The organism is Kribbella sp. NPDC026596 (assembly GCF_040638415.1).
Taxonomy (GTDB): domain Bacteria; phylum Actinomycetota; class Actinomycetes; order Propionibacteriales; family Kribbellaceae; genus Kribbella.
Genome location: NZ_JBEZYF010000004.1, coordinates 37,885 through 59,759, shown reverse-complemented (window position 1 = coordinate 59,759; position 21,875 = coordinate 37,885). Strand labels below are relative to the sequence as shown.

25 protein-coding genes are annotated in these 21,875 nt (G+C 68.5%); 10 read left to right on the top strand and 15 right to left on the bottom strand.

Annotated elements, in window-relative coordinates:
- Positions 1-105 precede the first annotated feature (105 nt).
- On the top strand, positions 106-951 hold the full coding sequence (locus AB0E63_RS04335; protein WP_360361169.1) for a hypothetical protein: 846 nt from the start codon (positions 106-108) through the stop codon (positions 949-951).
- Between the two features lie 22 nt (positions 952-973).
- Here the strand turns inward: AB0E63_RS04335 and AB0E63_RS04330 are convergent, their stop codons facing one another.
- Positions 974-1,558 (bottom strand): helix-turn-helix domain-containing protein, encoded by a 585-nt coding sequence (locus AB0E63_RS04330; RefSeq protein ID WP_360361166.1) that lies wholly within the window; start codon positions 1,556-1,558, stop codon positions 974-976.
- 96 nt (positions 1,559-1,654) lie between these two features.
- Here AB0E63_RS04330 and AB0E63_RS04325 point away from each other — a divergent pair, with 96 nt between their 5' ends.
- Positions 1,655-2,860 carry an FAD-dependent monooxygenase gene (locus AB0E63_RS04325; protein WP_360361163.1) on the top strand — a complete coding sequence of 402 codons (1,206 nt, stop codon included), beginning with the start codon at positions 1,655-1,657 and terminating at the stop codon, positions 2,858-2,860.
- Here AB0E63_RS04325 and AB0E63_RS04320 read toward each other — a convergent pair.
- Positions 2,811-3,698, bottom strand: coding sequence for a LysR family transcriptional regulator ArgP (locus AB0E63_RS04320; protein WP_360361160.1), 888 nt, complete (start codon positions 3,696-3,698; stop codon positions 2,811-2,813). The two genes, AB0E63_RS04325 and AB0E63_RS04320, sit on opposite strands and share 50 nt — an antisense overlap.
- Before the next feature lie 73 nt (positions 3,699-3,771).
- On the opposite strand from AB0E63_RS04320, the gene AB0E63_RS04315 reads away from it, so the two are divergent.
- The 3 genes from AB0E63_RS04315 to AB0E63_RS04305 all read left to right on the top strand — a co-directional run bounded on the left by AB0E63_RS04315 (position 3,772) and on the right by AB0E63_RS04305 (position 6,270).
- The gene (locus tag AB0E63_RS04315; protein ID WP_360361157.1) at positions 3,772-4,368 is read left to right on the top strand and encodes a LysE/ArgO family amino acid transporter; all 597 of its coding nucleotides are present in this window, start codon (positions 3,772-3,774) and stop codon (positions 4,366-4,368) included.
- 125 nt (positions 4,369-4,493) lie between these two features.
- Positions 4,494-5,456 carry an Abi family protein gene (locus AB0E63_RS04310; protein WP_360361154.1) on the top strand — a complete coding sequence of 321 codons (963 nt, stop codon included), beginning with the start codon at positions 4,494-4,496 and terminating at the stop codon, positions 5,454-5,456.
- Positions 5,404-6,270: an MBL fold metallo-hydrolase gene (locus tag AB0E63_RS04305; protein WP_360361151.1), complete on the top strand. Its 867-nt coding sequence runs from the start codon at positions 5,404-5,406 to the stop codon at positions 6,268-6,270. The genes AB0E63_RS04310 and AB0E63_RS04305 overlap by 53 nt, the downstream gene beginning before the upstream one ends.
- Before the next feature lie 80 nt (positions 6,271-6,350).
- On the opposite strand, the gene AB0E63_RS04300 is transcribed toward AB0E63_RS04305, so the two are convergent.
- Positions 6,351-7,262, bottom strand: a complete 912-nt coding sequence (locus AB0E63_RS04300) for an SDR family oxidoreductase (RefSeq protein ID WP_360361149.1) — start codon at positions 7,260-7,262, stop codon at positions 6,351-6,353.
- Positions 7,263-7,311: 49 nt separating this feature from the next.
- On the opposite strand from AB0E63_RS04300, the gene AB0E63_RS04295 reads away from it, so the two are divergent.
- Entirely contained in the window at positions 7,312-8,004 is a 693-nt protein-coding gene (locus AB0E63_RS04295; protein WP_360361146.1) for a TetR/AcrR family transcriptional regulator, read from the top strand.
- On the opposite strand, the gene AB0E63_RS04290 is transcribed toward AB0E63_RS04295, so the two are convergent.
- From AB0E63_RS04290 to AB0E63_RS04280, 3 genes are all read right to left on the bottom strand, one after another.
- On the bottom strand, positions 7,926-8,855 hold the full coding sequence (locus AB0E63_RS04290) for a DMT family transporter (protein WP_360361143.1): 930 nt from the start codon (positions 8,853-8,855) through the stop codon (positions 7,926-7,928). The genes AB0E63_RS04295 and AB0E63_RS04290 overlap by 79 nt on opposite strands.
- A gap of 35 nt (positions 8,856-8,890) precedes the next feature.
- Positions 8,891-10,093 (bottom strand): MFS transporter, encoded by a 1,203-nt coding sequence (locus tag AB0E63_RS04285; RefSeq protein WP_360361141.1) that lies wholly within the window; start codon positions 10,091-10,093, stop codon positions 8,891-8,893.
- Positions 10,094-10,174: 81 nt separating this feature from the next.
- Complete coding sequence (locus tag AB0E63_RS04280) at positions 10,175-10,744, bottom strand: DUF4865 family protein (protein WP_360361651.1); 570 nt, start codon at positions 10,742-10,744, stop codon at positions 10,175-10,177.
- Between the two features lie 102 nt (positions 10,745-10,846).
- On the opposite strand from AB0E63_RS04280, the gene AB0E63_RS04275 reads away from it, so the two are divergent.
- Positions 10,847-11,722, top strand: a complete 876-nt coding sequence (locus tag AB0E63_RS04275; RefSeq protein ID WP_360361138.1) for a hypothetical protein — start codon at positions 10,847-10,849, stop codon at positions 11,720-11,722.
- Here AB0E63_RS04275 and AB0E63_RS04270 read toward each other — a convergent pair.
- From AB0E63_RS04270 to AB0E63_RS04260, 3 genes are read right to left on the bottom strand one after another with little or no spacing between them, the layout of a single operon-like run.
- Complete coding sequence (locus AB0E63_RS04270) at positions 11,709-12,101, bottom strand: GNAT family N-acetyltransferase (RefSeq protein ID WP_360361135.1); 393 nt, start codon at positions 12,099-12,101, stop codon at positions 11,709-11,711. The genes AB0E63_RS04275 and AB0E63_RS04270 overlap by 14 nt on opposite strands.
- Positions 12,098-13,096, bottom strand: coding sequence for a pyridoxal-phosphate dependent enzyme (locus AB0E63_RS04265; RefSeq protein ID WP_360361132.1), 999 nt, complete (start codon positions 13,094-13,096; stop codon positions 12,098-12,100). Before AB0E63_RS04265 ends, AB0E63_RS04270 begins: the two co-directional genes overlap by 4 nt.
- Before the next feature lie 3 nt (positions 13,097-13,099).
- Positions 13,100-13,456 carry a helix-turn-helix transcriptional regulator gene (locus AB0E63_RS04260; protein ID WP_360361129.1) on the bottom strand — a complete coding sequence of 119 codons (357 nt, stop codon included), beginning with the start codon at positions 13,454-13,456 and terminating at the stop codon, positions 13,100-13,102.
- Between the two features lie 128 nt (positions 13,457-13,584).
- Between AB0E63_RS04260 and AB0E63_RS04255 the strand changes: the two genes are divergently transcribed.
- Positions 13,585-14,157, top strand: coding sequence for an ATP-dependent Clp protease proteolytic subunit (locus AB0E63_RS04255; protein ID WP_360361126.1), 573 nt, complete (start codon positions 13,585-13,587; stop codon positions 14,155-14,157).
- Here the strand turns inward: AB0E63_RS04255 and AB0E63_RS04250 are convergent.
- A complete protein-coding gene (locus AB0E63_RS04250) occupies positions 14,129-15,298 on the bottom strand; it encodes a PLP-dependent aspartate aminotransferase family protein (protein ID WP_360361123.1) in 1,170 nt (389 codons plus the stop codon). The two genes, AB0E63_RS04255 and AB0E63_RS04250, sit on opposite strands and share 29 nt — an antisense overlap.
- A 135-nt stretch (positions 15,299-15,433) precedes the next feature.
- On the opposite strand from AB0E63_RS04250, the gene AB0E63_RS04245 reads away from it, so the two are divergent.
- The gene (locus tag AB0E63_RS04245) at positions 15,434-15,931 is read left to right on the top strand and encodes an Lrp/AsnC family transcriptional regulator (protein WP_360361120.1); all 498 of its coding nucleotides are present in this window, start codon (positions 15,434-15,436) and stop codon (positions 15,929-15,931) included.
- Here the strand turns inward: AB0E63_RS04245 and AB0E63_RS04240 are convergent.
- Genes AB0E63_RS04240 through AB0E63_RS04230 form a run of 3 tightly spaced genes read right to left on the bottom strand, consistent with a single transcriptional unit; the run spans position 15,928 to position 18,697 of the window.
- Entirely contained in the window at positions 15,928-16,947 is a 1,020-nt protein-coding gene (locus AB0E63_RS04240; protein ID WP_360361117.1) for an LLM class flavin-dependent oxidoreductase, read from the bottom strand. The two genes, AB0E63_RS04245 and AB0E63_RS04240, sit on opposite strands and share 4 nt — an antisense overlap.
- Positions 16,948-16,977: 30 nt before the next feature.
- Entirely contained in the window at positions 16,978-17,505 is a 528-nt protein-coding gene (locus AB0E63_RS04235) for an NAD(P)H-dependent oxidoreductase (protein ID WP_360361115.1), read from the bottom strand.
- 34 nt (positions 17,506-17,539) lie between these two features.
- Positions 17,540-18,697 carry a M4 family metallopeptidase gene (locus tag AB0E63_RS04230; protein ID WP_360361112.1) on the bottom strand — a complete coding sequence of 386 codons (1,158 nt, stop codon included), beginning with the start codon at positions 18,695-18,697 and terminating at the stop codon, positions 17,540-17,542.
- 155 nt (positions 18,698-18,852) lie between these two features.
- On the opposite strand from AB0E63_RS04230, the gene AB0E63_RS04225 reads away from it, so the two are divergent.
- Complete coding sequence (locus AB0E63_RS04225) at positions 18,853-21,090, top strand: AAA family ATPase (RefSeq protein WP_360361109.1); 2,238 nt, start codon at positions 18,853-18,855, stop codon at positions 21,088-21,090.
- Here AB0E63_RS04225 and AB0E63_RS04220 read toward each other — a convergent pair.
- On the bottom strand, positions 21,087-21,266 hold the full coding sequence (locus tag AB0E63_RS04220; RefSeq protein ID WP_360361106.1) for a DUF5808 domain-containing protein: 180 nt from the start codon (positions 21,264-21,266) through the stop codon (positions 21,087-21,089). The two genes, AB0E63_RS04225 and AB0E63_RS04220, sit on opposite strands and share 4 nt — an antisense overlap.
- Before the next feature lie 24 nt (positions 21,267-21,290).
- Positions 21,291-21,875, bottom strand: a complete 585-nt coding sequence (locus AB0E63_RS04215) for a hypothetical protein (RefSeq protein ID WP_360361103.1) — start codon at positions 21,873-21,875, stop codon at positions 21,291-21,293.

The following is a 21,875-nucleotide window of genomic DNA, read 5'->3' as shown; positions in this document are numbered from 1 at the left end:
CGGGCCTCCGGCGCCGGCGGGGTCATGGGGCTTTTACTCCCGGCCTTCCCTCGTCGCTCCAGTCGCTTCGCTCCCTCCACTCCTCAGTCCAGGCCGGGAGGCCCCATGACCGACAACCGGGCTCGCCGGATGTGGAAGGCGCTTGAGCCGTTTCACGCGATCACGTACTTCTCGCCGGACACCAGGCAGGCCACGGACGCGCTCGGCCTGAAGGGTGGCTGGATGAGCTACTTCGGTTGCCGGGCAGCTCCTCTCGGTCCGGTTGGACCGGCACTCGTCGCCGCGGTGTTCTACAACTTCCACCCGGCGATGGTCGCTCGTGCGTTGCCGGATGCCTGGAGCTATGCGACTCCGGAACAGCTGCTCGACGCACGGTTGTCGGCCGTCGACAGCGCCGTACGGCGTCTCTTCCCGAGCGCCTCGTTCGGTCGCGCGGCCGAGGTGGCTCGCCGGGCTGCCGAGCTGGCGCCTGTCGGCGGGCGACCGATCGCCGCGGCTAACGCGGCGCTGGAATGGCCGGACGAACCACATCTGGTGGTGTGGCAGGCGACGACGATCCTGCGGGAGTCCCGGGGTGACGGGCATGTGGCTGCGCTGGTCGGCGCGGCCCTCAGCCCGTGTCAGGCGTGCGTGACGATCTCCGCCGCGGGTGGCCCGTCCAGGGAGGTCTTCCAGGTCAACCGGCGGTGGAGCGATGAGGATTGGACCGCCGCTGAGGACGACCTGCGCGATCGTGGGCTGCTCGACTCTGCCGGCGCGCTCACGGAGGCCGGGCGAGCGTTGCGGCAGCAGGTCGAGGACACCACGGACGCGCTGGCCGAGCAGGGTTGGCGAGCGCTCGGCGACGAACTGACCGCCGAGCTGCACGATCTGGTGCACCCGCTGAGCGCAACGCTGATGTCCGCCGGTGTCATCCCGCCGGACAACCCGATGGCAATGCGCTGGGACTGACCCTCGAGCCGGTCCGCTGGGGCTAGCCTTCGAGCCGGTCCGCAACCTGGCGGATCGAGGCGGCCAGCTCGGCTCCGGTCGGAGCGCTGTCGGGGTCGAACATGTTCAGCGCCACGACACCGAGCAGCAGCGCCTGAAGGAACGAGCCAACCGCCTGCACGGTCTCGGGTCCGGCCGAGGCGTCGACACCGCCGAAGATCTGCGCAAGACCCTCACGCGCCTCACCCTGCATCTTCGACAGCTCGGCCACCAGCTCGGGCATGCTCCCACCGAGGCTGAGGACCTCGAACTGGGTCGCCCACAACGCCTTCATCCGTGGATCGGCCAGACTCTCGACGATCTGCCCCCAGGTCGCGACGAACTGCTCGCGCGGCCCACCGCCGGCCGCCCGGGTCGCCATCGCCCCACCGACCGCGGCCGCCCAATCCCCGATCAGTGCCTCACGCATCGCCTCGTTGAGCAGCGCTTCCTTCGAGCCGAAGTGGTAGCCGATCGCCGCCAGGCTGACCCCGGCTTCGGTCGCGATGTCGCGCGCGGTGGTCCGGCTGTAGCCCTTCTGCAGCAGACACGTCTTCGCGCCCTCGATCAGCGCCTCGCGGTTTCCCATGCCGGAAGCCTAGCACGGTCGTCTCATACGAGCGTCTTGTACATTTGTCTAAGACCGTCGTACAGTCGTCGCACCAACTTCCTGAGGAGGCTTCCGATGACCACAGTTCTGATCTCCGGCGCGAGCGTGGCGGGCCCGGCCCTGGCGTACTGGCTGCACCGGTACGGCTCCACCCCGACCGTGGTCGAGCGCGCTCCGGCGCCGCGGCCCGGCGGCTATGCGGTCGATTTCCGCGGCGCGTCGATGACCGTGCTCGAGCGGATGGGCATCCTGCCCGCGGTCGAGGCGCGGGCGACCCGGATGGGGTCGATGGTGTACGTGAAGGAGTCCGGCAAGCCGGCGGCGACCACGTCGGTCGAGGCGTTCAGCGGTGAGCTAGAGATCCTCCGCGGCGACCTCGTCGACATCCTGTACTCAGCGACCGCCGAGACCACCGAGTACCTGTTCGACGACTCGATCACTGAGCTGACGCAGGACTCGGACGGGGTCGACGTGGAGTTCGAGAGCGGGCTGCGCCGGCGGTTCGATCTCGTGATCGGCGCGGACGGGCTGCACTCGAATGTCCGGCGGCTGGCGTTCGGCCCAGAGTCGTCGTACGTCCACGACCTCGGGTACTACGCCTCGGTGTGCACCGTCGAGAACCACCTCGATCTCGATCACACCGGGCGGATCCTCAACGTCCCAGGCAAGACCGTCGGCACCTACAGCGCTCGCGACAACACCGAGGCGAAGGCGTTGTTCTACTTCGCGTCCGAGCCACTCGACTACAACCGGCGCGACATCGCCGCGCAGCAGCAGATCGTCGAAGAGCAGTTCGCCGGGATCGGCTGGGAGGTGCCGCGACTGCTCGAGGGCATGCGGACCGCGCCGGACTTCTACTTCGACTCGATCAGTCAGATCAAGCTCGACAGCTACTCCCGCGGCCGGATCGCGCTGGTCGGCGACGCCGGCTACTGCGCCTCACCGCTGTCCGGGATGGGTACGAGCCTCGCCATCGTCGGTGCCTACGTTCTCGCCGGTGAGTTGCACACGGCCGGTGGTGACCACGTGCGCGCTTTCGAGGAGTACGACGTACGCATGCGGGGGTTCGCTGCGGCCAGCCAGAAGCAGGGCGTGGACGGTGCACGGTGGTTCATCCCGGGGAGCAAGTGGTTCGCGGCGCTGCGGAACCTCACTTTCCGGATGCTGCCGTACCTGCCGTGGCGGAAGCTGATCGACGAGTTGCCGCTGAAGGTGGGCAACGCGATCGACCTCAGGACGTACGAAGACCAGTCGCAGCGGCCCGCAGCACCGCGGCCGTGAGCGCGTCGAGGATGCCGGACTCGAGTTTCCAGTGCTGCCAGTACAACGGCACGTCGATGTATTTGCCTGGGGCAACATCCACCAGGCGGCCGGCGGCCAGCTCGGGCTCGGCGACCTCATCCTCGATCATTCCCCAGCCGAGCCCGATCCGGACGGCCTGGTGGAAGGCACCGGGCGCCGGGACCGCGTGGGTCGGTGGATCGAGCTTCCGCCGAGTGACCTTGCGGATCAGGCGGTGCTGGAGAATGTCCTTGGCGTTGAACACCATCATCGGTGCGTCCGCCAAGGCATCGGCCAGCGGTTTGCCGGTCAGCCAGCGTTCGGCGTACTCGGGGGTCGCGACCGGCAGGTACCGCATCTTGCCGAGCGGTACGACGCGGCAGCCCTGGACCGGCCGTGGATCGGCGGTCACCGCGGCCAGGACCGTGCCGTTGCGGAGGAACTCGGCGGAGTGCTCCTCGTCCTCCTGGTGAACCAGGAATCTGGCGTCATGGTTCTGCGACAGGTCGAGCATGGCGGGCAGGAACCAGTTGTTGAGCGAGTCCGCGTTCACCGCGATCGGGAGCCGGAGCGCGTCAACCGTGCCGCGGACGGCGGTGATCGCCTCGAGCTCGAGCAACGAGACCTGGCGGGCGAGCCGGAGCAACGCCTGGCCGGCCTCGGTCGGTCGCGCAGGCTTCCCGCGCATCACCACGACCTGGCCGAGCCGGCTCTCCAGGGCCTTGATCCGCTGACTGACCGCGGACGGCGTCACTTGCAGACGCCGGGCGGCCGCGTCGAAACTGCCTTCGTCGACGACGGCCGCGAACGTCTCGAGCTGCGCGGAGTCGAACTGCATGATGAAGCAATCCTAATGGTACGTGAGAATCTTTAGCTGGTTTGTACAGCTGAAACTTCCTACCGTCGAAGACATGCCCCTCTTCGCCGGCTTTGCCACGTCCTTGACCCTGATCGTCGCGATCGGCGCGCAGAACGCCTTCGTGCTCCGTCAGGGCTTGCGCCGTGAACACGTACTGCCGGTCGTCCTCACCTGCGCGCTGTCCGACGCGCTCCTGATCTCCGGCGGCATCGCCGGCCTCGGCGCCTTACTCACCCGCAGCCAACTGGCCCTCGACATCGCCAAGTTCGGCGGCGCCGCGTTCCTCTTCCTGTACGCCGGTTTCGCCGCGAAGCGAGCCCTCAACCCCGGCTCCATCAGCCCCGCCGACCACGCCCCCGCCGCCCTCCGCAGCGTCGTACTCACCTGCCTCGGATTCACCTACCTGAACCCGCACGTCTACCTCGACACCGTCGTCCTGCTCGGCTCCCTGGCCAACCAACGCGGCACCGACGGCCGCTGGCTCTACGGCCTCGGCGCCGTCACCGCCAGCTTCACCTGGTTCTTCACCCTAGGCTTCCTCTCCCGCAAACTAACCCCCCTCTTCGCCCGCCCCCGCTCCTGGCAATTCCTCGACACAGCCATAGCCGTACTCATGGCCACCCTCGCGACCTGGATGCTCGTGCCCTGATATCCACAGTCCTGGATTTCCTGCCGCACGTGGACAAGCCATCGGTGTATGCTTGTTCACAACACGGCCAGCCCCTCTGCCCCTCAAGGCACGGGCTGGTTTTCTTTTGTTCCTGGGGGATTTCCGTGACTGCCTACACCAAGCCCCACCTCGCGTTCGCCGACCAAGTCAGCCTGCTGAAGAGCCGAGGACTGATCGTCGACAACGAGCCCGAAGCGGAGCACCTACTACGCGCCATCGGCTACTACCGCCTGAGTGGCTACTGGTACTCCTACCGCCGCCGCCTCGACGGCCCTGACCGTGACGACCAGTTCGTCGAGGGCACCACCTTCCGCCAGGTGGTCAGGCTGTACGACGCCGATCGCCGACTGAAACTGCACGTCCTCGACGCTCTCGAGCGGATCGAGATCGGTGTTCGCGTCTTGATCGGATTCACGCTCGGACGACGTGGGGCTTATGCGCACTTGGACGCAGGGAATCTCGACGGTCGCTTCACCCAGTCCAGCGGCGGCCGGCCAAGCACCTACGACCGATGGCTGCGGAAGATGCTGGCCGCACAGACCAGGTCGTCGGAGGACTTCGTCCTGCACTTCCAGCACAAGTACGACGGGCGGCTCCCTGTCTGGGTGATGACCGAGATCCTGGACTTCGGCTCGATGAGCTACCTGTTCCAAGGGCTCAAGTCGTCAGATCGGAACGAGATCGCGGCCAGGCTGGACATCCTGGATCAGCACGGCGAAGGCAACGGCGGCGCGCTGGCCAACTGGTTGCGGGTGCTCAACTACGTTCGCAATGTGTGCGCCCACCATTCTCGGCTGTGGAACAGGAACCTCGTCGATCAGATCGCGCCGAGCCATCTGCGCTCGATCCCGGACCTGGATCATCTGGCCGATCGTGAGGTGTCGCACTTCCGGATCTACTCGACACTGTGCATCGTCGCCTTCCTGCTGGCGCGCGTCGGCCAAGGACCGCACTGGGCGGCGCAGGTCAGCGGATTGCTGAGCGAGGAGATCACTGCCTGCGGACGCGGTCTTCATGAGCTGGGCTTTCCCAGCGGCTGGGCAGCTGAGCGGCCGTGGGTCGGGTGACGGGAGGTTGCGGATGGATGTGACGGTGCTCTGTGATGCGGTGGCGGTGTTTCCGGAGGGGGTTTCGGATGCGTTGCCTGGGTGGACGGCTGAGTATGCCGGGTGGACTGCTGACGTGATGCCGGGGAACGTGCGGGGGGATGGGTGGTGGCTGCATTTTCATAGTTACTTGGTGAGTGGGGATTCGGGGGTTGTGTTGGTGGATGCGGGGGTGGGGCCGGCTGGGGGTGAGGCTGGGGAGTGGTTGGGGGTTTCGGGGCGGTTGCCGGGGTTGTTGGGGTTGGCTGGTGTGGGGGTGGATGAGGTTGATGCGGTGGTCCTGACGCACGTGCATCTGGATCACGTGGGGTGGGCTGCGGATGGGGCGATGCCGATGTTTCCGCGGGCGGAGTACGTGGTGCAGCGGGATGAGATCGAGCACGTGCGGGGTGGGGTGACGTACGAGCGGATGATGCGGCCGATCGTCGACGCGGGGCAGTTGCGGGTGGTGGAAGGGGAGACCGCGTTGCGGGGGATGCGGTTGGTGCCGACGCCGGGGCATACGCCTGGACATCAGTCGGTGGTGACGGAGCGGGCGGTGCTCGGGGGTGATGTGCTCGTGCATCCCGCGCAGGCTCGGTGGCCTGAGCTCACCTATGTGTACGAGCGGGATCCGGCGGTGGCCGTGACGTCGCGGCGAGAGGTGCTCGCGATGGCGGCGACGCTGGGGATCCCGATCGCAGCCTCACATCCGCATGCGGCCCTGTCGGCAGACGCGCGGCCGGTTGCAGCGGCGGGCGCCGGCGACGTCGTCTGTCCGCCCTACAAGTTGTAGCCGTCAGCTGGCGACGTGGTCTGCCTGCCAGCTTCAGCGGTAGCCGTCAGCTGGCGACGTGGTCCGGCCGAATGCCGGCTTCAGCGGTAGCCGGTGGTGTCGGCTGGTTTGCCGGGGTCTTGGATTTCGGTGATGTAGCGCCAGGCGTCGGGGCGGGTGCCGTCCAGGTCGGCGAAGTTGTAAAGCTGGGCCAGTTCGCCGCTGGAGGTGGACTTGCCGTTCCAGCGGCGTACGTCGGGATCGGAAGCGAGGGCGGCTACCGCGCGGCCGACGTACGACGGGCTTTCGGAGATCGCGAAGTGCGGGATGCGTTCGGTCGCGTCTTGCCAGGTCGCCTCGGTCACGCCGAAGCCGTCGAGCATTGCCTCGGAGCGCAGCCAGCCGGGGGTGAGCAGTACGGCGGTTGCGTCGTACTGGGCGAGCTCGTGGGCCAGGGCGAACGCCATCCGGCTGACGGCGCCCTTCGCGACGTCGTAGAAGAATGACACGCGGTAGTGGTCGGCGTTGTAGTCGTTCGTCCCGTCGGTCATCTCGATGACGAGGCCGCCGGGCGACTTGATCAGCAGCGGCAGCGCGTAGTGGCTGGTGATCGCGTGGGTGTGTACGCCCAGCTGCAGCAACCGCAGGCCGCCCTCGAGGTCGCTTTCCCACACGGTCTTGTCCCACTCGGGCTCGCCGTGCTGACCCCAGATGTCGTTCACCAGGATATGCAGCGCGCCCTGCTCACGCTCGATCTGGTCGATCAGGTCGCGTACCTGCTCGGGCACGAGATGGTCGACTGGTACGGCGATGCCGTGGCCGCCGGCCGCGTCGACGAGCTCCGCGGTGTCCTCGATCGTCTCCGGCCGGTTCATCTCGGAACGCCCGGCCCGGGTGCTGCGGCCGGTCACGTAAACCGTCGCACCGGCGGCGCCGAGCTCGACCGCGATCCCCCGCCCTGCCGCCCGGCTCCCGCCGGCCACCAGCGCCACCTTCCCCGCCAACGGCTTCATGCCGCCTCCTCCTTTTCCATACACTGTATGGTTATGTACCATACGACGTATGATTAACCCTGGCAAGCGCTCCGGACGGCCCCGGGCCGGCGAGGAGCGGCTCAGCCGGGAGGCGATCCTGACCGCGGCGCTGCGGATCGTCGACGACGAGGGCATCGACGCGCTGACCATGCGCCGGCTCGCCGCGACGCTCGAGGTCAACCCGATGTCGCTCTACCACCACCTGCCGAACAAGGCTGCCGTCCTGGCCGGTCTCGCGGAGTTGGTGTTCGCAGGGCTCGAGTACCCCGACCCGGGCGACACCGTGCCATGGGACGAACAGCTGAAGGACGCCGCGCGGGCCTACCGGAACGCGCTCCGGGCCCATCCGAACCTCGCCCTGCAGGTGCTGTCGGACACCTCGGCGGTGTCGGACGTCGTGGTGGTCACGATGGAGCCGTTCTACCGCGCGCTCGACCGGGCCGGGCTGTCACCGCGGCAAGTCTTCGAGGCGGCGAATACGCTCATCGACTTCATCCACGGCTTCAGTCTCGGCGAGGCATCGGTCCGCGCAGACACGTTCGAGCTGGCTCCCGATCTGCTGACCCGAGTCGACGGGCTGCCGGCAGGCAAGGCGCCTATCCTCACCCGCATCGTCGGCGAGCTCGGCTCCGAAGGGCTCGCCTACGACTTCGACAGCGGCTTCGAATCCGGACTGTCCACCTTCACAGCGGGAGTCGCCGCCACGGCTCGCCGCCGATAACGGGAGATCGCGACACCGATCAGACAGAGCACCCCGCCGAGGTACGCCAGCGGCGCCGGGCTCTCGTCGAGCAGGAGCCAGCCGAGGAAGATCGTCAGCGGCGGAACCAGGTACGTCGTAGCCCCCATTCGACCGGCCGTGGTCCGGGCCAGCGCGTAAGCCCACGTCGTGAAGGCGATCGCGGTCGGGAACGCACCGAGGAAGACCACCCACCAGATGGTCGAAGGCTTGGCGTCGCCCGCATCCCGGACCAGCGTCGGCGCGAACGGCAGGCACGCGACCGCACCGATCAGGCAGGACAGCCAAGTCACCTCGAGCGCGGGCAGCCGGGCGAGCAACGGCTTCTGCGACACGACACCGATCGCGTACGCCGCAGCGGCCACCAGGCAAAGCAGGACACCCCAGGTCTCGGCTGTCCCCGAAGACGACGAGAGACCGATCAGGACGACACCACCGAACGCGGCGACGCTGCCGATCACGAGCTGACGCGGGAATCCCTCGTGCAGCAGTACGCCGGCCAGCAGTGCGATCAGTAGCGGGCCGATGTTCGCGAGCATCGCCGTCGTCCCCGCGTCGAGGCGGCGCTCGGCCTCGTTCAGCGCGAGGTTGTAGACGCCGAACCAGAGCAGGCCGCAGATCAGCAGGAACTTCCAGTCCGTCCGTGCCGGCCAGCGCCGCGGCCGGGTGAACACGAAGATGCCGAGCAGCACACTGCCGACCAGCAACCGGCCCAGGGACAGGGCGCCGGCGGAGATCTCCTGACCGACGTGGCGGATCGCGACGAACGCCGATGCCCACAACACCACCGTCACCGCGGCCGCGCCGGCAGTCAGCACACCCTGTTTCCTCATGCTGTTGGAACGCTCTCTCTGCTCATGATGTGAGGCTAGGTGTCGGTTGCTTCGGCGCTCACCGAATCGCGCGGCGCCGGGAGCGCGAACGGCACGACGAGTGCCGTCAGCACCACCGGGATCGTCAGCGCCGCGACCAGGATCGACATCGTGAACCAGATCGACCCCACCGCGAACCCCGCGTAGACCGCGACCGCGAAGACCTCGGCGAAGAACCCCGAGACCGACGTGACGGTCGCCCGCGCCGGTCCGGCGATGGAGTCCTGCAGCCGCGCTTCGGCGATCACGATCACCAGCTGCATCACGCCGTACCCGAGCGCGATCGGCAGGAAGCCCCAGACCGACCGGCTGAGCGACCCCGCGGCGATCAGCACCGCCGTCGCCGCCAGCCCAACCGCGAAGGTTGCTGCAGGCAACTTGTACGCCGGTCCCGCGAGCGCACCGCCGATCGCCTGGGCGGCGACCGTACCGGCGATCAGCAACGGGATCGCACTAATGCTGGCACCGGCTTCCCGGGCAAGCAGCGGGAAGTACTCGTCGAACGCCAGGAATCCACCGAGCAACGCAACCAGCGCCACTGCTCGCCGGACCAGACGACTGGTCAACACCTCCGTCACACCGGAATGCAGCATGCGAAGGTAGTTGGTGAAGGCCGCCTTCGCGCCTGGCTCATCCGACTCTCGAGCGGTCTCCACCGGCCGGGCTTCGGGCAGGGACCACGCCACCACTACCTGGGTCAGGCAGCTGGCGACACTGACAACACCGGCCAACGTGTAACCGCCGAGGTTGAACAGCGGCGTCGCCAACGCGGTGGCCACGAGGTTCGCCACGAACGACGCGGACCTGGCTCGGCCGAGCAGGCTCGCGTAACGGTCGGTGCGGTCGCGGGCCGCGAGCTCGTCGTACACGAAGGCTTCGAAGGTGCCGGAGATCAGCGCCGACGACGTACCCCACAGCACGAAACCGAGCGCGAAGCCGGCGAACGACGGCAGCGTGATCCACGCGGCGTAGCCCAGCCCGCTGATCAGTGCACCGAGAACCAGCAGCTTGCGCCGGGAGTACGTGTCCGCCCAGGCACCCGACGGCACCTCGAGGACGAACGCGGTCGTCGACCAGATGACGAACAGCGTCGAGATCTGGGTCGCCGACAGTCCGTGATCGGCGAACAGCAACTGGTACAGCGGATACAACGGGATGAAGTCCTGCAGCGCCTCGAAGGCGACGATGCGCGCGGACAAGCCGCGTGGGAGGCGGTCGGGTCGGTCAGAACGTCAAAGGTGCGGGCTCGGGTATCTCATGTCCAAGAAGATACGGCGATTTCAGCCGCCGAGCAGGTCTTTTGTGCCAGGTGTGGATAAGTGCAGGACCTGGTACCGAGTTCCCGGCACCGCACCCGGCTCCGCACTGCTCCACAGCGTGAAGTGAACGAGCTCCCACCGGGTCGGATCCACCGCCAGCGCGGCTGAGTGCACCTGCGCCAGGCCCGCCGTCTCGCGGAGCGTCTCCACCGCCGCCGCCACCGGATCCGCTGGGTCCACGTCGGGAGTCAGCAACTGCGTGTGCTTGGTGGCACTCAACGCCGGCTGATCCACAGCCGGCCCGGACAGCGCCTCGACCCCGGTCCAGTGCCGCACCGGCGGCCGGCCGAACGATGTACAGATCGCGGTGAAGAAGCCTCCACCCCACAGGAACCGGCCCATCCCGGCCGGATCGTTCCACAGGTAGAAGGGCGCGTACTGGTTGACCATCGCGCCGTTCGCCCGGTCCTGGATCAGGTACGCCTTCAGGCCGAGTCCGTCGAAGTCGTCGAGCCGATGCCCGGTCGTCTCCACCCGGCGACGAATGATCCCCATGTCGTAGTCGGTCGGCAACGAGATCTCGTACTGCATCGCGTACACAGCGTCCACCCTCTCGGTCGAATGCCGAACATACTAGTAGGTACAGAGCTAATTGGGGAGCGCCGGGAGACCGCGTTCCGTCACAGTGGGGCGATGGGAGATGTGAGCGCGCGGTTCTGGGCGAAGTTGCCGGATGGCAGCCGGGACGCCCTCGTCGACGAGTTGAGCCAGTCCGAGCTGCAGTCGGTGCTGCTGGACGTGAGTCGCGAGCGCGCCGCCAAGGTGACGCCGGCCAGGCTGCTGCAGCGGTGGCAGCAGGACCGGTTCGTCCGGCCGTCGACCACCGATCCGCGCCGGCTGGCGAAGACTCACCAGCACCTCTGGGAGCGGCTGCCCGCGAAGTTCGCGGGCGTCGAGCTGTCGCCGGTGACACCGCTCGGCACGAGTTCGGCGATGGCGACCATCAACCAGCACCAGGTGCTCAGCACGATCCGCGGGACCGAGGTCGCCAGCGACCCGACCAACGAGCTCGCGATCGAGGCCGCCGTACGGCGTCGGGCCGGACAGACCCGGGTCGACCTGGCCGCGTGCCAGCGGGTGGTACGCGCGCAGGCGGTCGACGGACCGGGGATGTTCGCGCACTTCGAGTTGTTCGTCCTGGTGTCGAGTGCGCGGGACACCGGCTCGGGGCGGACCGAGGCGGAGCTGCTGATCGATCACCTGCGCTTCTGGCACGACGTGCTGGGCGATGGGGCCGACCTCAGCTTCACTGTGTTCACGCCGTCGGCAGTGCGCGAGCGGATCGATGACACGGTTCGTCCGGCGTTGAAGGTCGAGCTCGCCGAGGACACCGAGCGGACGAAGAGCGCGAACTACTACTCCGGTACGGCGCTGGGCATTGGCCGTGATGGGTCCGAGCTGGGCGACGGCGGCTTCACCACGTGGACCGCGGATCTCCTGGGCGACCAGAAGGAACGCTGCCTGACCTCGTGTATCTCGACCGAGCGCCTGACGGCTATCGGAGTTTGAGCAGCCCGGCGTCGGTCGGCCGGAAGCCGCACGCGTCCTCGTAGAAGGCCTTCAGGTGCGGTTCGTAGTCGACATGCAACCACTCACACCCGGCGGCTTTGGCCTCCTCGGCCGCGGTCAGCACGAGCTGCTTCCCGATCCCCTGCCGACCGTGATCCGGATGGACGGCGGTGTCCAGTACGAACGCATGCGCACCGCCGTCCCAGCACACCTGCACGAACCCGACCAGCTGATCGTTGCTGAAGGCCCCCACCCAGGTCAGCGCCCACCGCTCCAGCCGCTCCGCCCACGCACTGACCTCGAGCTCGCTCTCGAACGCGAGCGCATGCAACGTCGACAACTCCCGATCGTCCACCGGGAACCTGACCACGTACTTCACGAAAGCACCCCCGCAGCTACGCCCTCGGTGTTGATCAGGATGACTGTGGTGTCCGGGGCGAGGGCCAGGCGGTTGCGGGCTGCGCGGAGGCCGGCGAGGGTGGCGGCGCCGCTCGGGCCTGAGGAGATGCCGGATGCCTTCAGGTCGTCCGCGGCCCGCAAAGCCTCCTCGTCCGAGACGGTGACCGCGTAGTCGAGGCCTGAGCGCAGTACGGGCCAGGCGAGGGTGGATGGCGTGCCACAGTTCAGGCCGGCCATGACCGTCTTGCCAGTAGGCACAGTCACCAGTTCACCGGCCAGGAGGCTGGTGGTGACGCAGGACGCGGTGGCGGGCTCGACTCCGAGCACGGCGGGTGTGATCGGACCACTGCGGTAGTGGGTGACGGCGGCCTGGGCGATCGAGCCCACTCCCATGGGTACGACGACCAGATCGGGCTGTACGTCGATCTCCCGGAACAAAGTCGAGTACCCGTCGACGATGTGCTGCGGCACCACCTCGTACCCAGGCCACGCCGAGTCCTGAATCAACAACCGGTCCTCCGAGGCGTACGACGCTGCCTCGGCGACCGCGGCGTCGTACGAGTCGGGTACGACGGTCACCGTGGCTCCCTCGGACCGGATTGCGTCGATCGCCGCGTCACTCACCACATCAGGGACGAACACGTGGGACGGCAGACCGAGCATCGCGGCCCGGCGCGCGACGGCCCGGCCATGGTTGCCGTCAGTCGCGGTGACGAGCTCCACCGGACCAGGGCGATCCTGGAGCGCACGGTGGATCGCCCACCACGCTCCGAGCGCCTTGAACGCGGGCAGGCCGAGCCGGTGCGACTCGTCCTTCACCAGGACCTGGCCGACGCCGAGCCCGGACGCCAGCGACGGGACAGCGGTCAGCGGGGTCGGCCGGTAGCCGGGGAGGCTCTGGTGGAACGCCAGTACCTCCGCCGGTGCAGGCGCCGTACGCCAGGATCGGGCGGCCGCGTTCTCGTACCAGTGCACCAACTAAGCGACCAGGGCGAATGCCTGGGCGGAAGCGGAGTGCGCGTGCGGAGACGACGGGATGCGGTGCGGGGACGACTGCTCGACCCGGATGGACGCGGTCTGGAGGTGGATCGGCAGCCTGGCGCGGACCGCGGTGGCGAGGTCGAACTGCACCTCGGCCAGCAGGTCGGTCAGCTCGAGGTCCAGGGCGCGGCAGATCGCGGCGAGGATCTCCGAGGACGGCTCCTTGCGGCCGCGCTCGATCTCGGACAGGTAGGGCACCGACACCTGAGCCAGCTCGGCGAGCTCGCGCAGGGTGATCCCCCGCTCGCGCCGCAACCGGCGGAAGACGTTCCCGATCACCTGGCGTAGCAACACGTCGTGGCCCTCCTCGCCTCCGGATGTCCTGTATCGAGTGTGCCATCCCGGCCGGGTCTGCAGTGGGCAGATCTGCCACGGGCAGATTCCTGACCACTTCCGGACGCTCCGCCCGCAGGCTGGGGAGCATGAGCGAGCTACCGAACAACCTGGACCGGCACATCTACGAGCGACTGCTGTGGCAGCGCATCCTCGTCCTCGGCGACGAGATCAAGGACGAGAACGCCAACGCGCTGTGCGCCCAGCTGATCCTGCTGAACGCCGAGGACCCGAAGGCGGACATCTCGCTCTACATCAACTCCCCCGGCGGCTCCGTGTCGGCCGGGCTGGCGATCTACGACACGATGAGCTTCATCAGCAACGACGTGGCGACGTACGCGATGGGGATGGTCGCGTCGATGGGGCAGGTGCTGCTGACGTGTGGCACGCCCGGGAAGCGGTACGCGCTGCCGCACGCACGGATCATGATGCATCAGCCGACCGGTGGCATGGGAGGTACGGCGAGCGACATCAAGGTGCAGGCCGAACAAGCGATCAAGGCGCGGGAAGACCTCGCCCACCTGATCGCCGACCGCACCGGGCAGTCGCTCGACCGCATCACCACCGACTTCGACCGGGACCGCTGGTTCACCCCTGAGGCCGCCCGCGAGTACGGCATCATCGACCGGGTTCTCACCCGACCGGTCGCAGTACCTGGCTAAATGCCTGCTGGAGATCAGATGTGAGGTCCTCTGGGTCTTCGAGGCCGAGGCTGAGGCGGAGGAGGCCTTCGGGCGGCTTGGCCTCGGGGGCGACCAGGCGGTGGGTGACTGCCGCCGGATGCTGGATCAGGGTGTCCACGCCGCCGAGTGAGACCGCGTGGGTGATCAGGCGGAGGGACGAGGCGACGCGGACGGCGGCGGGGTAGCCGTCCGCGAGGGTGAAGGCCAGGACCGCGCCTGGGCCGGCTTGCTGGCGGCCGATGAGTCCCTGCGCGTCGGACAGTCCCGGGTAATACACCCGCTCGACGGCGGGCTGAGCCGAGAGCCAGTCGGCGACTTTGATGGCGGTGGCCTGCTGCGCCCGTACTCGAACCGGCAGCGTCTGCAGTCCCCTGTGCAGTTCGTACGCCGCCAACGGGTGCAGCAGACCACCTGTCACCGCGCGGATCTGCCGAAGCCGGCCGACCCACTCCACGCGGGCCGCGACGACGCCTCCCATGACGTCGCCATGACCACCGAGGTACTTGGTTGCCGAGTGCAACACCAGGCTCGCCCCGTGCCGCGCCGGCTGCTGCAGGACCGGGGTCGCGAAGGTGTTGTCCACCAGCACGGGTACGTCGCCCGCCTGGCGCACCACCGCCGAGATATCCACAAGGTCCACGGTCGGGTTGGCCGGCGTCTCCACGATCACCAGCCCGGTGTCGGCCCGGACCGCCGAGCCGACGTCCGTGGCCGCGACCCAGGTGACCGTTGTCCCCAGGAGGCCTGTGGATAACAGGTGGTCGGAACCGCCGTACAGCGGTCGTACGGCGACCACATGTGGACGGCCAGCGGCGACAGCAGCGAGGAGGGAGGCGGTGAGCGCGGCCATGCCGGAGCCGAACGCGACCGCGCCGTCGCAGTGCTCGAGCTCGGCCAGAGCGTCCTCGAAGCGAGCGACGGTCGGGTTCCACAGCCGCTGGTAGACGAGGCTGCCGCCGTCCGGACCGCGGCCCTCCGCAAGTGCGTCGTACGACGTCCCGCCGGTGTCCACCGAGGGGAGCGGGTAGGTCGTGGACAGGTCGATCGGCGGAACGTGGACGCCGAGCGCGGTCAGGTCGTCGCGGCCGGCGTGCACCGACCGGGTGTCGAACTGGGTCATGGGGCCTCCTCCACAGCTGCGGTCGAGGTCGAGGATGGAATCTTCTGCGGATTGAGTGCAATAGTTCCGAAGAAAGTTCATCCACAGGCCTGTCCACACGCTGTGGATTCTGTGGACGCGCTCTACAGTGGTGCCATGCCGAAGGATCGTCGGAGCCCCGGACCGGCCCCGCGGCCGCTGCCCGGCGGGCTCGACGAAGTGGATCGGGAGCTGGTCCGGCTGCTCGCCGCCGACGGCCGGATGCCGAACAACGCCCTCGCCGAGGCGACCGGTATCGCGCCGTCGACCTGCCTGACGCGGGTGCGTTCGTTGCGCGAGCGCGGAGTGATCCGCGGGTTCCACGCCGACGTGGATCTGGGCGCGCTCGGGCAGCCGCTGCAGGCGCTGGTCGCGATCCGGATCGGCGCGCACTCACGCGACGAGATCGACCGGTTCCGTCGCAAGGTCCCAGGGCTACCGGGGGTGCTGTCGCTCTTTCACGTCAGTGGCGCGAACGACTACCTGCTGCACGTGTCAGCGGCGTCACCGGACGCGCTGCGCGAATTCGTGCTGGACCACCTGACGGCGGATCCAGCCGTGGTGCACGCCGAGACGAGCCTGATCTTCGAGCACGTCCGGGGTGCTGGGGGCTAGCGCGGCTTCAGGCCCCAGGCGCCGGCCAGGAGCTCGAACGAGTGACGGCGCTCCGCCGGGTCGTGGATGTTGGTCGTGATGATGAGTTCGTCGGCGCCGGCCGAGTTCGCTCGGCGGCTCAGGTCGGCGACCACCTGCTCGGGGGTGCCGACGGAGACAAGGCCGGCCCACTCCTCGACGGCGGCGAGCTCGCCGTCCGACCACGGGTACGCCTCGGCCTCCTCCGGGGACGGCAGCGGGCCCGGGCGGCCGGAGCGGAGGCGGAGCATCGACAGCGCGTTGGCGCGGGCGAGCTGCTGAGCCCGCTCCTCGGTGTCCGCGACGATCGCGGCGAGCGCGAGGATCGCGTGCGGCTCGGACTCGTGCTCGAACCGCTGGAAGTTCGTCTTGTACTCCGAGATGACACCGGCCGGATCGAGGGTTCCGAAGTGACCGGCGTACGCGAACCCGGTCCCGAGGATGGCGGCCGCCTGACCGCCGTACGTGCTGGATCCGAGGATCCAGACCGGCGGCAGCGGTACGTCGTCCGGCTGGGCCGAGATCGGCTCGAAGGGGTGGCCGGCCGGGAAGCCTTCGGCGTACGCGCGGAGTTCGGCGTACTGCTCGGTGAAGTCGTCGGCGCCGAGCGCCTCCCGACTGCGACGCAGGGCGAGCGCGGTGCGCTGGTCGGTGCCGGGGGCTCGGCCGATGCCGAGGTCGATGCGGTCCGGATACAGACCGGCCAGGACGCGGAACGTCTCGGCAACCTTGAGCGGTGAGTGGTTCGGCAGCATGATGCCGCCGGAGCCGACCCGGATGCTGGAGGTGGCGGCGGCGACGGCCGCGATCATCACCTCAGGGCTCGTGCTGACCACGCTGGGGATGTTGTGGTGCTCGGCCAGCCAGTACCGGTGGTAGCCGGCGGCCTCGGCGGTGCGGGCCAGTTCGAGCGTCTCGTGCAGCGCTTGCGACGGCCGCGAGCCTGTCGGCACCGGCGAGAGGTCGAGCACGGACAGGGGCATCGGTTCGGCTGTCACGTTCAATCAGCAACCGCGATCGATCGCGACCTATTCCGGGTACGGCGTTTGCGCTCGAGCGTCACGGAGACAGCGCGCCCACCAGGCGAGCTGACGGAGCAGTGCGGCGGCGGCACCCGGCGTCGTGGGGTCGACCGGCTCGCCGGCCCGAGTGAAGTCCGTCTCGTGGAAGCCGAGGGTGTCGCGGATCGTGACCGCGTGCAGCTCGCCGAAGACCAGGCGGAGCTGTTCGGCCGCACGCAGGCCGCCCGATCGGCCGCCGTACACCACGAAGGCGACCGGCTTGCCGTACCAAGGCCGCCGTACGGCGTCGATCGCCGTCTTCAGGTCGCCTGGATACGCGTGGTTGTACTCCGCCGTGACGATCACCACCGCGTCTGCATCATCGATCCGGCGTGGCAGGTCCGCGAGGCCGACTGCGTTCAGATCGACCAGATCGAACTTGAACTCGTCGCTGCGCTCGACCTGTTGGGCGAACCACTGCGTGACCAGCGTCCCGAACCGCCCGGCGTCCAGGTTGCGCGTCAGCAGCGCCAGCCGCAGCGGATGAACAGTCACGCGGGCGACGCTAATACCTCAACAACACTTGAGGTCAATCCTCGTCTTTCACTGTGGGCGGCAGGGAGGGTGGGGTGCTGGGTTGCAGCTCGGTTTGGGCAGCGGACATGAGATCGGGCTGAGCGGTGGTCTCAGGTTCTTCGAGTGTCTCAGGTTCGTCGGAGGTCGCGCCGGGGAGGACGCCGACGGTTTGCCAGGCCTCGGTGACGGCGGCGAGTTGGTCGGAGTCCTCGCCGTACAGCTGGCGTGCGCTGGCCTGGGTTGCCTCGGCGAAGTCTTGGAAGGTGCTGGTCTCGGAGAGCCCGCCCGAGGTCAGGGTGGTGTACCAGATCTTGCCGGCGTCGTCGTACGCGTTGCCGCCGATGGCCGCGGCGGTCAGGTAGAAGGCGCGGTTGGGGATGCCGGAGTTCAGGTGAACGCCGCCGTTGTCGTTCTCGGTCTCGATGTAGCCGGACATGTGGTCGGGCTGTGGGTCCTTGCCGAGCCGCGGGTCGTCGTACGCCGTACCCGGGGCCTTCATCGAGCGGAGTGCGACGCCCTGGACTGTGGGCATGAACAGGCCGGCGCCGATCAGCCAGTCGGCCTCTTCGGTGCTCTGGCCGAGGTGATATTGCTTGGCGAGGGAGCCGAAGACGTCGGAGATGCTCTCGTTCAGTGCGCCCGACTGGCCTTCGTACGCGAGGTTCGCGGTGTACTGCGTGACGCCGTGGGTGAGCTCGTGTCCGGTGACATCGACCGACCCGGTGAAGCCGGCGAAGATCTCGCCGTCCCCGTCACCGAAGACCATCTGCGCGCCGTCCCAGAACGCGTTCGAGTACCCACGGTCGTAGTGCACGGTCGACGTGAGCACGAGTCCCTGGCCGTCGATCGAGTCGCGGCGGAAGCATTCGCTGAACATTTTCCAGGTCGCGCCGGTCCCGTCGTACGCCTGGTTCACGGCCTCGTCCTGGACCGGGTCCTCACCTTCGGCGCGGGCCGGAGTGCCGGGCAGGTTCGTCTCGTGCGCAGCGTCGTACACAGCGCGTTGCAGGCCGCCGGCCTCGGTCGCCCGACCGAGCCCGGCGGCGGGGCGTGTTCGCAGTACGGCGTCGTGCTGCAGCGACTGCCGGAACCGGGCACGGAGGTTGGGGTCGTCCACGGTGCTCGCGAGCTGCTCGAGCAGGTACGGCGGGACGATGTAGTGGGACACCATCCCCCGATGGTGCACCACGGGGGCGATCCCAGGACAGAGCACGGTACAGAAAAGCCGCTGGAGGAGATAAACTCAAGGATTTGTTGGCTGCCACTGGAAATACCGAAATGTGGCCTGATAACCAACGGGACGCATTTTAACACAAGGGGTAGGAATTGCCGAATCCGGTCCACGCCGAACAGGCGCACCTGACCACGTTCTACGCCGCGCTGGACGCCGAGCGCGAGCGAGCCGAACAGCGCGCGAACGACGCCCAACTGGTCCAGACCCGCAACGCCCAGGCCCTGCACCAGCGCGACGGCCGGATCCGTGATCTCAAGCTGCGCCAGGCCCGGCTGAACGCGGCCGAGGAGGGGCTGTACTTCGGCCGCCTGGACAGCGCCGACGGCGAGATCCTGCACCTCGGGCGGATCGGGTTGCACGACGCGGACTACGAACCCCTGCTGGTCGACTGGCGTGCCCCCGCCGCGCGGCCGTTCTACGTCGCGACCGCGGTGGCGAACCACGGCATCGTCCGGCGCCGGCACATCCAGACCCGGCTGCGGAAAGTCGTCGACGTCCAGGACGAGCAACTCGACCTGGAGCGGGACGCGGCGGACGCGTCCAAGCCCGGCACCGGTGTGATCGGCGAGGCCGTCCTGATGAAGGCGCTGGAGGCCCGCCGGACCGGCCGGATGGAGTCGATCGTGCAGACGATCCAGGCCGACCAGGACCGGATCATCCGCTCCGAGCTGCCCGGAATCCTGGTCGTCCAGGGCGGTCCGGGGACCGGAAAGACCGCGATCGCGTTGCACCGGGCCGCATTTCTGCTTTACACGCATCGTGAGCAACTGGAAAAGCGCGGAATTCTCGTCGTCGGGCCGAATGCGGCGTTCCTGCGGTTCATCGGCCAGGTGCTGCCGTCACTCGGCGAGGACGGCGTCCGCCTGGTCACGATCGCCGAGCTGTACCCGGGCCTGACCGCGACCCGGCCGGAGACGCCGGAGAGCGCCGAGGTCAAGGGCCGCACGGTGATGGCCGAGGTGGTCGCGAAGGCGGTCGCCGACCGGCAGTGGCTCCCGGACCGCCCGATCCACGTCACCGTCGACCGGACCGAGCTCCGCCTCGAACCGTCCGTCTGCCTGGCAGCGCAGACCAGGGCCCGCAACCGGAACCTCACCCACAACCAGGCCCGCCCGTTCTTCCTGACCGAGATGGTCGACCACCTGACGAACCAGTACGCCGAGCTGATCGGGATCGACCCTCTCGACGGCGAGATGATCCTCGATGAGTACGACCTCGCCGAGCTGCGCAAGGAGGTGACCGCCGAGCCCGCGATCCAGGCGCTCCTCGATCAGCTCTGGCCACTGCTCAGCCCGCGAAAGCTCCTCGAGGATCTGTACGGCGACGAGGACCGGCTGGCGCTGGCCGCGCCGCAGTTGAGCGCACTCGAGCGGGAGCATCTCCTGCGGTACGGCGATGACTGGAGTCCGTCCGACGTGCCACTGCTCGACGAGGCAGCCGAGTTGCTCGGCGACGACGGCACGGAAGCGGCGCGCGAACGGGCGGCCCGTGCGCGGGCGGTCGCCTACGCACAGGGCGCGCTCGACGTGCTGTCCGGTTCGGGTTCGACCGACTTCGACGATGACGACGACGCGGAGATCCTGACCGCGAAGGACATCCTCGACGCCGAGGCGCTGGCCGAGCGGTACGAGGCGGACGACGACCGCACGCTCGCGGATCGGGCCGCGGCCGATCGGCGCTGGACGTACGGGCACGTGATCGTGGACGAGGCGCAGGAGCTGACCCCGATGGCGTGGCGGGCGATCGCGCGCCGCTGTCCGCTGCGCTCGATGACCGTGGTCGGCGACGTCGCGCAGACCGGTGCGATCGGCGGCGGGACGAGCTGGTCGGCCGCACTCGGCGAGACGTTCGGCGATCGCTGGCGGCTGGCCGAGCTCACCCTGAACTACCGCACCCCGGCCGAGGTGATGGATCTCGCGGGTGATGTCCTGCGCGACGTCGACCCGTCGGCGCGGGCACCACAGTCGGTACGGTCGACCGGCGTGAAGCCGTGGCACGCCGACGTACCCGCGCCGGAGCAGGCGCTGTACGTCGACAAGATCGCCGCCGAGGAGACGCAGTACGGACAGGTCGGGATCATCACGTCCCGCAGCCGGCTCGAACTCGTCCAGGAGGCGGTCGCGAACCTCACCGGCGTCACGGTCCTCAGTGCCCGCGAGGCGAAGGGCCTCGAGTTCGACTCCGTCCTGGTCGTCGACCCCGACGGCATCGTGATCGAGTCACCCCGCGGCCTCCGCGACCTTTACGTCGCCCTCACCCGCTGCACCCAACGACTAGGCGTCATCGGCGAGTTGCCCGACGTCCTGCGGGACTCGACTGCGTGGAGCTAGTTCTTCGGATGCCGGCCGAAGAGCCGGGCGAAGTTGAGGTCGTAGCCCCAGCCGAGGACCTTCGGCGTGAACAACCGCGGGTCGTCGGGATTCCACCAGCGTGACCTTGTCCGGTCCAAGGTCGGGCGTCGCCAGTCGTACGGGACGCCGAGGAACTTTCCGGTCTTACTGCCCATTCTCCGACAGTAGCTCGCTGTGCGTCAGTGGTCGGCGCAGCACTTCTGTTGGTGTTGGAGTTCGAAGGGGATGAGTAGGTCGCCGGCGGCTGGTTGGACCTGGAGGACCAGGCGGCCGTCGCGGCGTAGTGGGCGGAGGAAGTCGAGCGTGTCGATCAACGTGTCGTCCTCGATGGACACACCGCCGAGGCCTTCCAGGTGGTCGATGCCGCAGCGGGTGCGGAGCTCGGCGGCGGGCAGGACGCCGTGGCCCAGCTCGTGACCGGGCCAGCGGACCACGCGTCCCGTCGTACCGAGGGCTGCTTCGACGGCGGCGACGTACGCGCCGCGGACGAGACGGCTCGGGCCGGCCAGCTCCGGCTCGGAGGCACCAGGTCGCGTGATCGCCAGACCGACGTCCCGCCCGGCGACGGCCGACCGGATCGGTTCGGCGAGGTCGGCGGTGCTGGTCAGTGACACCGCCACATGTGGGCGGTCGGCGCCTAACACCATAGTTGGAATCATGTGAGTGCAGGCGACGACCGGCTGGTCCACGGCGTCGAGCAGGTCGTACAGCAGGTGGTCGGCCGCGGCCGTGTCCTGGCTGTCCGCGTCGATCGCGATGATCAC

What these genes read in the sequence shown, in the direction of transcription:
- AB0E63_RS04335 (WP_360361169.1), top strand. Translation starts at nt 106, where the DNA reads ATGACCGACAACCGGGCTCGCCGGATGTGGAAGGCGCTTGAGCCGTTT.
- AB0E63_RS04330 (WP_360361166.1), bottom strand. Translation starts at nt 1,558, where the DNA reads ATGGGAAACCGCGAGGCGCTGATCGAGGGCGCGAAGACGTGTCTGCTG.
- AB0E63_RS04325 (WP_360361163.1), top strand. Translation starts at nt 1,655, where the DNA reads ATGACCACAGTTCTGATCTCCGGCGCGAGCGTGGCGGGCCCGGCCCTG.
- AB0E63_RS04320 (WP_360361160.1), bottom strand. Translation starts at nt 3,698, where the DNA reads ATGCAGTTCGACTCCGCGCAGCTCGAGACGTTCGCGGCCGTCGTCGAC.
- AB0E63_RS04315 (WP_360361157.1), top strand. Translation starts at nt 3,772, where the DNA reads ATGCCCCTCTTCGCCGGCTTTGCCACGTCCTTGACCCTGATCGTCGCG.
- AB0E63_RS04305 (WP_360361151.1), top strand. Translation starts at nt 5,404, where the DNA reads ATGAGCTGGGCTTTCCCAGCGGCTGGGCAGCTGAGCGGCCGTGGGTCG.
- AB0E63_RS04300 (WP_360361149.1), bottom strand. Translation starts at nt 7,262, where the DNA reads ATGAAGCCGTTGGCGGGGAAGGTGGCGCTGGTGGCCGGCGGGAGCCGG.
- AB0E63_RS04295 (WP_360361146.1), top strand. Translation starts at nt 7,312, where the DNA reads ATGATTAACCCTGGCAAGCGCTCCGGACGGCCCCGGGCCGGCGAGGAG.
- AB0E63_RS04290 (WP_360361143.1), bottom strand. Translation starts at nt 8,855, where the DNA reads ATGAGGAAACAGGGTGTGCTGACTGCCGGCGCGGCCGCGGTGACGGTG.
- AB0E63_RS04280 (WP_360361651.1), bottom strand. Translation starts at nt 10,744, where the DNA reads ATGCAGTACGAGATCTCGTTGCCGACCGACTACGACATGGGGATCATT.
- AB0E63_RS04275 (WP_360361138.1), top strand. Translation starts at nt 10,847, where the DNA reads ATGGGAGATGTGAGCGCGCGGTTCTGGGCGAAGTTGCCGGATGGCAGC.
- AB0E63_RS04255 (WP_360361126.1), top strand. Translation starts at nt 13,585, where the DNA reads ATGAGCGAGCTACCGAACAACCTGGACCGGCACATCTACGAGCGACTG.
- AB0E63_RS04250 (WP_360361123.1), bottom strand. Translation starts at nt 15,298, where the DNA reads ATGACCCAGTTCGACACCCGGTCGGTGCACGCCGGCCGCGACGACCTG.
- AB0E63_RS04245 (WP_360361120.1), top strand. Translation starts at nt 15,434, where the DNA reads ATGCCGAAGGATCGTCGGAGCCCCGGACCGGCCCCGCGGCCGCTGCCC.
- AB0E63_RS04230 (WP_360361112.1), bottom strand. Translation starts at nt 18,697, where the DNA reads ATGGTGTCCCACTACATCGTCCCGCCGTACCTGCTCGAGCAGCTCGCG.
- AB0E63_RS04220 (WP_360361106.1), bottom strand. Translation starts at nt 21,266, where the DNA reads ATGGGCAGTAAGACCGGAAAGTTCCTCGGCGTCCCGTACGACTGGCGA.